The sequence below is a fragment of the Frankia canadensis genome (assembly GCF_900197875.1).
Classification (GTDB): Bacteria; Actinomycetota; Actinomycetes; order Frankiales; family Frankiaceae; genus Frankia; species Frankia canadensis.
The window spans coordinates 24,407-31,171 of the sequence record NZ_FZMO01000457.1 but is presented as its reverse complement, the minus strand read 5'-3'; the positions used below and the strand labels follow the sequence as shown (position 1 = coordinate 31,171).

Below are 6,765 nucleotides of genomic sequence, written 5' to 3'. Positions count from 1 at the left end.
GAGCTGGTGGGGCGGGGAGCGGAAGGATGATCGGCATGGTGGGTGGCGGGCGGGAGTGCTCGCTCGCGGGAGCGCTGGGCGTGGTCGGGGAGCGGTGGAGCCTGCTCGCGCTGCGCGAGGTGATGCTCGGCGAGCGGCGCTTCGACCAGATCGCCCGCAACACCGGGGCGAGCCGGGACATCCTCGCCGCCCGGCTGCGCACCCTCGTCGAGCACGGTGTGCTGGCGAAGGAGCTCTACCAGGAGCATCCGCCGCGCTACGAGTACGTCGCGACCGACGCCGGCCGCGCGCTGCAGCCGATCCTGCTGGCGCTGATGGCCTGGGGGGACCGGTATGTCACCGCGGGCCCGCCGCCGACGGTGTTCGAGCATGACTGTGGCGCCGAGCTGCGCCCGGAACTGACCTGCGGCCACTGCCACGCCCCCGTGGCGCCCGGCTCCGCCCGCCTGGTCCGGCTCGGTCAGGTCCACTGAGCGTTTGACCTCGTCCGCCGGCCCCGTCGGACGAGCCGGGTGCTCGGTCGGTTGCGCTGCGGAGGACGGTGGTCAACCACGGTTCATCGAATGTCCGTCTGGCGGCAGGGTCACTCGGATCACAGAGCCCTGGACGGACTGGGCTGCACCATTTGTGAAACGTACTTCGACGAACCATGATTCGGTCAAGTACAGTTCGGTCAACCGTACTTCGATCTGAAGGGTCGGACGATGGCTGTGCCTGCGAAGCCCACTCACCTGTTCGATCGGCATGCCGAGTGGCGAGGCCTGACGTCCTTCGTGGCCGATGCTCGCCCGGGAGCGACTCTCGGCGTGGTGAGCGGGCGGCGCCGGCAGGGCAAGAGCTATCTACTCCAGGCGCTGGCCACTGCCGCCGGCGGGATCTACTTCCCCGCCCTGGAACTGACCGAGGCGGTCTCGCTGCGGCTGTTCGCCGATGAACTCGTCAGATTCACCGGCGCCCCGGTCCCACCTTTCCGGGACTGGCTGGACGCCGTCCCGTTCCTTCTGCGTGCCGCGAGCGGCCGCCCCGTACCAGTCGTGATCGACGAGTTCCCGTTTCTGGTCAAGGCGTCGCCGGAGCTGCCGTCGATCATCCAACGTGAGCTCGGGCCAGGCGGCAGCGGCGGTGCCAGCAGCGCGCGCCTGCTGCTGTGCGGCTCAGCGATGTCCGTCATGGGAGGACTGCTGTCCGGACAGGCGCCGCTGCGCGGACGCGCGGGTCTCGAACTGCTGGTCCATCCCTTCGGCTACCGGGACGCCGCGCGGTTCTGGGGCATCACGGATCCGGCACTCGCGGTACTCGTGCACTCCGTGGTCGGCGGAACACCCGCCTACCGTCGCGAATTCGTCCGCGACGACGCCCCGTCGGGCTTGGGCGACTTCGACGCCTGGATGATCAGGACCGTGCTGAACCCGCAGACCCCTCTGTTCCGAGAAGCCCGCTATCTTCTCACGGAGGAGACCGACATCCGCGACTCATCGCTGTATCACTCCGTGCTGTCCGCCGTCGCCGGGGGGAACTCGACCAGTGGGGGCATCGCCAGCTATGTCGGCAGGAAGGCCAACGAGATAGCCCACCCGCTGCGGGTTCTGGAGGACTCCCGGCTGCTGGTCAGGGAGCCCGACCTGTTCAGGCCAGGGAGGGCGGTCTACAGGATAGCCGAGCCGCTGATCAGCTTTTATCACGCGGTGATGAGTCGGGACTGGACAAGGCTGGAGCGCGGCGACGCGGCGACGATCTGGCCCAGCGCGCAGCCGCGATTCCTTTCCCAGATCGTTGGCCCGCATTTCGAGACCGTCTGCCGGGACTATGCGATCATGGCCGACCCGGTGGTGTTTGGCGGCCTGCCAGCCGAGGTCGGAGTGGGAGTAGTGGCCGACCCCGCCAAGAAGACTCAGATCCAGATCGATGTCGCCGTGCTTGCGCCGGCAGAACACGGACAACCGCGCAGGATCCTCTCCCTCGGGGAAACGAAGTGGGACCGAGTTATGGACCGGCGTCACACCGAGCGCCTGCGCCGCGCCCGCGACCTGCTGACAGCCAAGGGCTTTGACACCCGTGACACGGTCATCACCTGTTACTCGGGTGCGGGATTCCACCCGGACCTGGAATCCGAGGGTCCGAGGGATGTCCGACTCATTGGCCTCGACCAGCTGTACGCGGGCTGACCGGCGGCGAGAGGATCAGGCCATCAGCGCCACAGGCCACGGGGTCTCCCGGAGCGTCCATGGCTGCAATGGCACAATCCTCCTCGAAAAGTTGACGACCCGCGAGTAGCGCGACGTCCGTCGGCCGAACTGTGGCCGCTCTACGGCCCTTACAATGGCTCGGCCGTGGCTCGGCCTTGCGTAGCGGGCTTGAGTTCCGGTGGGTGTCGCAGCACCGCTGACCCGCAGGCCGCAGAGCCCATTATCATACTGAGGTGCCTACGACTCATGTCCTGATCGTCGGTCTTGACCCACATGCGCTGCCGGGTGTGGATGTCCAAGCGATTGAACGCGGTCTCGCGTACGGCCTCGGGCGGGTCCAGGAGGCTGGTTACCTCGCCGAGCAACTTCTGGTTCCACTCGACGAGTCAGCGCTGGACCAGATCAGGAAAGCGTTGGTCAGCCAGGCCTGGGATGCCGTCGTCATTGGCGGAGGTATCCGCAAGCCCGAGCCACTGCTGGAGTTCTTCGAGGCCGTGGTCAACCTCGTGCACGCCGCCGTGCCGACCGCCAAGATCGCGTTCAACTCCGACGGTGGAGCCAGCCTCGAGGCCGTCCAACGGGTCCTGTCCTGACAGAGTGCGCCTGGCCACAACGCCACCCCTGTGACGTCCTGTAACCCCTGGCGCAGGAAGTGCCGTACGGCAGTTGTAGGACGGATGTCGGTGGACGTCGCCGAGCCCGTCACCTGCAATGATGGACGCCGGTAGATGCTCACGCACGGCCTGTCGAGGTCTGGCGACGGCGCGGCGGTCGGCTTCGCTGGGGCGGTGGGCGTAGACGCGCAGGGTGATGGTGCCGCTGTTGCCGTGGCCGGCGGGTGGCGGTGGTCGACGCCGGCGGCCCCGTCGACACCTGCTGGACAGCCTGAGTGCGGGAGGGGGGATTTGAACCCCCACGCCCTAGGGCGGCAGGACCTAAACCTGCTGCGTCTGCCATTCCGCCACTCCCGCGTGGCTCCAGAGTAGCGAGCGTCGAGGGTTCACTGACGGGCTGGTTCTCCGAAGCGTCGATCGGGTGTCACGCTGCGCGGCCAGGGTGGTCCGGATGCGTTCTGACTGCGCCGGCGAGGTTTGTGAGGCGGTTCGCTGGACACGTAACCGCACGTCAGCAGGGTTCGTGCCGTCGGCCACAGAGCCGCCCCACAGTCGCCCAGCCGACAGGTGGGACGGCGCTGCTGTCGCCTGGCCGACCCGCACGGCGGGGCGCCGGGCGGCAGGGTGGGCCGTGCGCCGGTTCGCGCGAGGACGACTGGGAGACGACGCAGATGACGACCATGGAGGTCCCCGACACCCCCACGGCCACGGACACGGGCGGCGACGCGGAGAGCACCGCGGAGCGCGCGCTGCTGGAGCGCAACGCGGCGCTCACGCTCATCCACAGCGGTCAGGCGACCACCGCGACCGTCGACACGCTGCGCGACACCGGTGCCCGGGTCAACGGGCGGGCCGTCGCCGAGGTGCGGCTGCTCGTCGACCGGCCGGGGGCGGAGCCGTACCCGGTGACCCGCAGCGCGGTCGCGCCGGAGCCGGACGTCGACCTCGCCGAGGCCGCCGTCGCCTCCTCGGGCCGGCCCCGGCGCATCCCCGTCCTCGTCGATCCGGGCCGTCCGGACAACGTGCTCCTGCGCTGGGACCTGCGCCCGGCGAGCTAGTCAGGCGGTGGCGAGGTCGAGGTCGCGCAGCAGCTTGGCGACGTGGCCCGTCGCGCGGACGTTGTACTGCGTGACCTCGATCGCCCCGTCGGCGCCGATCACGAACGTCGAGCGGATGACCCCGACGGTCTTCTTGCCGTACATCGTCTTCTCGCCGAAGGCGCCGTAGGCCTGGAGCACCGCGCGATCCGGGTCGGACAGCAGCGGGAACGTCAGGGCCTGGTTGTCGCGGAACTTCGCGAGCTTCGCCGGCTTGTCCGGGGAGATCCCGAGCACGTCGATGCCGGCGTCGCCGAGCAGGGCCAGGTTGTCGCGGAAGTCGCAGGCCTGCTTCGTGCAGCCGGGGGTGGACGCGGCCGGGTAGAAGTAGACGACGACGCGCCGGCCCCGGTACGACGACAGCGCGACCTCCTTGCCGTCGGCGTCGGGCAGGGTGAAGTCGGGGGCGGGGTCGCCGGGGGCGAGACGGGCGGCGCTGGCGGTCTCAGTCATGGCCCGACAAGCTAGCCGGGCCGCGCGCGCCCCGGCAAACCGCCTCCCCGCGGGACGGCGCCGCCGGGTCGAGACCCGGCCGCCGTCCCGCGAGGTGTGGTGTGGCGGATTCGAGCTGTGGTGTGGCGGATTCAGCGTGTGGCGGATTCAGCGTGTGGCGGGCTCAGCGTGTGGCGGGCTCAGCTCGCGGCGGAGACGGCGGCGCGGAAGCCGTCTGGGGTGAGCTGGTCGCCGGTGAGCTGTCTGCCGTTGATGAGCACGGTCGGGGTGCCGGTGACGCCGGCCTTGCCCGCGTCGCTGTCGACCTTGGCGACGTAGCCGTCGTACGTGCCGTTGTTCACCGCGTCCTTGTAGGCCTGGGAGGTCAGGCCGGCCTTGGCGCCGAGCTCGATGAGCGTGGCGTTGGTGAATCCGCCGGTGTGCTCCTTGGGCTGGTTGGCGTACAGGACGTCATGCAGCTGGCGGAACTTCCCCTCGTTCGCGGCCGCGGCCGAGGCGTTCGCCGCCCGCTTCGACTCGGGGCCCAGGAACGACATCATGTGATAGTCAATCTTGATCTTTCCCTCGTCGAGCAGGCCGCGGAAGGTCGAGCCGGTCTGCTTCTCCAGGGCCTCGCAGGCGGGGCACTGGAAGTCCTCGTACATGTCGACGGTGACGGGGGCCGAGGCCTTGCCCACGACGATGCCGTGGTCGGTCCCGGTCGACCCGGCCGGCAGGACGACGGGCTTGGACTCCTCCCGCGAGTTCTGCACGGCGAACCCGATGCCACCGGCGACGAGCAGCGCCAGGACCACCACGCCGGCGACGATCCAGTTGCGCCGCCGCCGCTCCCGCGCCGCCTCGGCCGCCCGCGCCGCCGCCGCCTTCGCCCGCCGCTCGTCGGCGCTGCTGCGCCGCTTGTCGACCGGCCGCCCGCCACCGGAGCCGGAGCCGCCCTTCGACCCGGATCCGCCGCCTGAGCCGCTCGCGTCAGGCTTGCGCAGGACGTCCGATCCGTCGGTGTCGGGCTGGTCCGCGCCGGCCCGCGCCTGGCCCGCCGAGCCCCGGGTGGGGCCGCCGTTCCTGCCGCCGGACCTAGTCTTCGAGGTCATCGTCGTCACTCCCGAAACGGTCGTCGACCGGTCTGTCGAGGAGGCGGTCCACGGCGAGGTAGCCGACGGGCCGCCAGGCGAGCACCGCCGCGACGGCCAGCAGCAGGCTGTCGCGGATGAGCTCGGAGGTGTAGTGGGTGGAGGCGCCTGCGGACAGGTCGCCGCCGGAGGAGAAGCAGCCGCAGTCGATGCGCAGGCCGCGGGCCGCCGCCGAGGCGATCGCCGCGATGTAGAGGGCGAACATCAGCGTTGAGACCAGGGCCGTCACCCGTACGGCGAGGCCCGCGACCAGCAGCACGCCGAGCGCGATCTCCAGGAACGGCACGCCGTACGCGACGGGCTGCACCAGCGCCTCGGGGAGGATCCGGAACGCGCGTATCGAGCGCACCATGCCCTCGGGATCATTGATCTTGAGTAGCCCGGCGGCCAGCCAGACGGCGCCGAGCACGAGCCGTAGCGCCGTGGAGACGGCACGGCTGGCCGGCTGTGTCGGCGCGCTGAGGCGATAGGCAAGGGTGTTCATGTCCGTGGTTCCGGTCCGGACCGCTCGGCGGTCAGCGTGGGCAGGTCGTCGATGTAGTTCTGGACACTCGTGCCCGCCAGGTACAGCACACGGACCCGATCGTCGCGGGAGAAAACGATCACCTGGGACCCGTGGGCGACCTGAATCGAGCCGTCGGCCTGGACCTCCGGCTTCTCCAGCGGAACGCCGAGGGACTCGGCGTCGGCCTGGATCTGGTCGAACGACCCACGGACTCCGATGAAGCTCGCGTCGAACTGTCTAAGCCAACGAGTGAGAACCGGTCCGGTATCCCGATCCGGATCGGTCGTCACGAACACGACCGCGATTTGCCGCCGGACGTCGGGTTTGACCTCGCTGAGCGCGGCCGCGAGGTCGGCCATGGTCGTCGGGCAGACGTCCGGGCAGTTCGTGTACCCGAAGAACAGCATGGTGATCTTGCCCTTGGTGCGGGCGCGCAGGTCGAACGGGGCACCGTTGACATCGGTCAGCGTGTTGAGGGTGGGCTCGGCCTGGCGGTCGGCCGGGACGACGCCGTGCAGCCCGTTGTCGCCGGTGTTCCCGCCGTCGACGATGGTGACGCCGTCGTCGGTGCCGGACCCGGCGCATGCGCCGACCAGCATGGACGTGACGGCGAGGAGGACACCGACCAGGCCGAGGCGGCGTCCGGCGCGGCGGGGCGAGTGATCGGGTCGGTCCGCGGGCGACGGGCGGAACGTGGGCGACGGGCGGCGGGCGGGTGTCCGGCGGAGCCGGGTGGCGGCTGCCTGGCGGCAGCCTGTGATCTGGGACATGACGCTCCAG

General features: G+C 70.1%; 8 protein-coding genes and 1 tRNA gene. 4 read left to right on the top strand and 5 right to left on the bottom strand.

Annotated features, from left to right (window positions below; translation table 11 throughout):
- The first annotated feature begins 26 nt into the window (after positions 1-26).
- The 3 genes from C1A33_RS26150 to C1A33_RS26140 all read left to right on the top strand — a co-directional run bounded on the left by C1A33_RS26150 (position 27) and on the right by C1A33_RS26140 (position 2,779).
- A complete protein-coding gene (locus C1A33_RS26150) occupies positions 27-473 on the top strand; it encodes a winged helix-turn-helix transcriptional regulator (RefSeq protein WP_207770513.1) in 447 nt (148 codons plus the stop codon).
- A gap of 231 nt (positions 474-704) precedes the next feature.
- Positions 705-2,165 carry an AAA family ATPase gene (locus C1A33_RS26145; protein ID WP_101834202.1) on the top strand — a complete coding sequence of 487 codons (1,461 nt, stop codon included), beginning with the start codon at positions 705-707 and terminating at the stop codon, positions 2,163-2,165.
- Positions 2,166-2,419: 254 nt separating this feature from the next.
- Positions 2,420-2,779 carry a hypothetical protein gene (locus C1A33_RS26140; protein ID WP_101834200.1) on the top strand — a complete coding sequence of 120 codons (360 nt, stop codon included), beginning with the start codon at positions 2,420-2,422 and terminating at the stop codon, positions 2,777-2,779.
- Positions 2,780-3,076: 297 nt separating this feature from the next.
- On the opposite strand, the gene C1A33_RS26135 is transcribed toward C1A33_RS26140, so the two are convergent.
- Positions 3,077-3,157, bottom strand: a tRNA-Leu gene (locus tag C1A33_RS26135).
- Between the two features lie 314 nt (positions 3,158-3,471).
- Here C1A33_RS26135 and C1A33_RS26130 point away from each other — a divergent pair.
- Positions 3,472-3,858 (top strand): hypothetical protein, encoded by a 387-nt coding sequence (locus tag C1A33_RS26130; protein WP_243407963.1) that lies wholly within the window; start codon positions 3,472-3,474, stop codon positions 3,856-3,858.
- Here C1A33_RS26130 and bcp read toward each other — a convergent pair whose 3' ends face one another.
- The 4 genes from bcp to C1A33_RS26110 form a co-directional block, all read right to left on the bottom strand.
- Positions 3,859-4,350 (bottom strand): thioredoxin-dependent thiol peroxidase, encoded by a 492-nt coding sequence (gene bcp / locus C1A33_RS26125; protein WP_101834198.1) that lies wholly within the window; start codon positions 4,348-4,350, stop codon positions 3,859-3,861.
- A 179-nt stretch (positions 4,351-4,529) separates the two neighbouring features.
- On the bottom strand, positions 4,530-5,441 hold the full coding sequence (locus C1A33_RS26120) for a DsbA family protein (protein ID WP_243407962.1): 912 nt from the start codon (positions 5,439-5,441) through the stop codon (positions 4,530-4,532).
- Positions 5,425-5,964, bottom strand: a complete 540-nt coding sequence (locus C1A33_RS26115) for a MauE/DoxX family redox-associated membrane protein (protein WP_101834196.1) — start codon at positions 5,962-5,964, stop codon at positions 5,425-5,427. The genes C1A33_RS26120 and C1A33_RS26115 overlap by 17 nt, the downstream gene beginning before the upstream one ends.
- The gene (locus tag C1A33_RS26110) at positions 5,961-6,755 is read right to left on the bottom strand and encodes an SCO family protein (protein ID WP_101834195.1); all 795 of its coding nucleotides are present in this window, start codon (positions 6,753-6,755) and stop codon (positions 5,961-5,963) included. The genes C1A33_RS26115 and C1A33_RS26110 overlap by 4 nt, the downstream gene beginning before the upstream one ends.
- Positions 6,756-6,765: the final 10 nt, after the last annotated feature.

Excerpts from the sequence above, each read along its gene's own strand:
- C1A33_RS26150 (WP_207770513.1), top strand. The coding sequence starts at position 27 with ATGATCGGCATGGTGGGTGGCGGGCGGGAGTGCTCGCTCGCGGGAGCG.
- C1A33_RS26145 (WP_101834202.1), top strand. The coding sequence starts at position 705 with ATGGCTGTGCCTGCGAAGCCCACTCACCTGTTCGATCGGCATGCCGAG.
- C1A33_RS26130 (WP_243407963.1), top strand. The coding sequence starts at position 3,472 with ATGACGACCATGGAGGTCCCCGACACCCCCACGGCCACGGACACGGGC.
- bcp (WP_101834198.1), bottom strand. The coding sequence starts at position 4,350 with ATGACTGAGACCGCCAGCGCCGCCCGTCTCGCCCCCGGCGACCCCGCC.
- C1A33_RS26120 (WP_243407962.1), bottom strand. The coding sequence starts at position 5,441 with ATGACCTCGAAGACTAGGTCCGGCGGCAGGAACGGCGGCCCCACCCGG.
- C1A33_RS26115 (WP_101834196.1), bottom strand. The coding sequence starts at position 5,964 with ATGAACACCCTTGCCTATCGCCTCAGCGCGCCGACACAGCCGGCCAGC.
- C1A33_RS26110 (WP_101834195.1), bottom strand. The coding sequence starts at position 6,755 with ATGTCCCAGATCACAGGCTGCCGCCAGGCAGCCGCCACCCGGCTCCGC.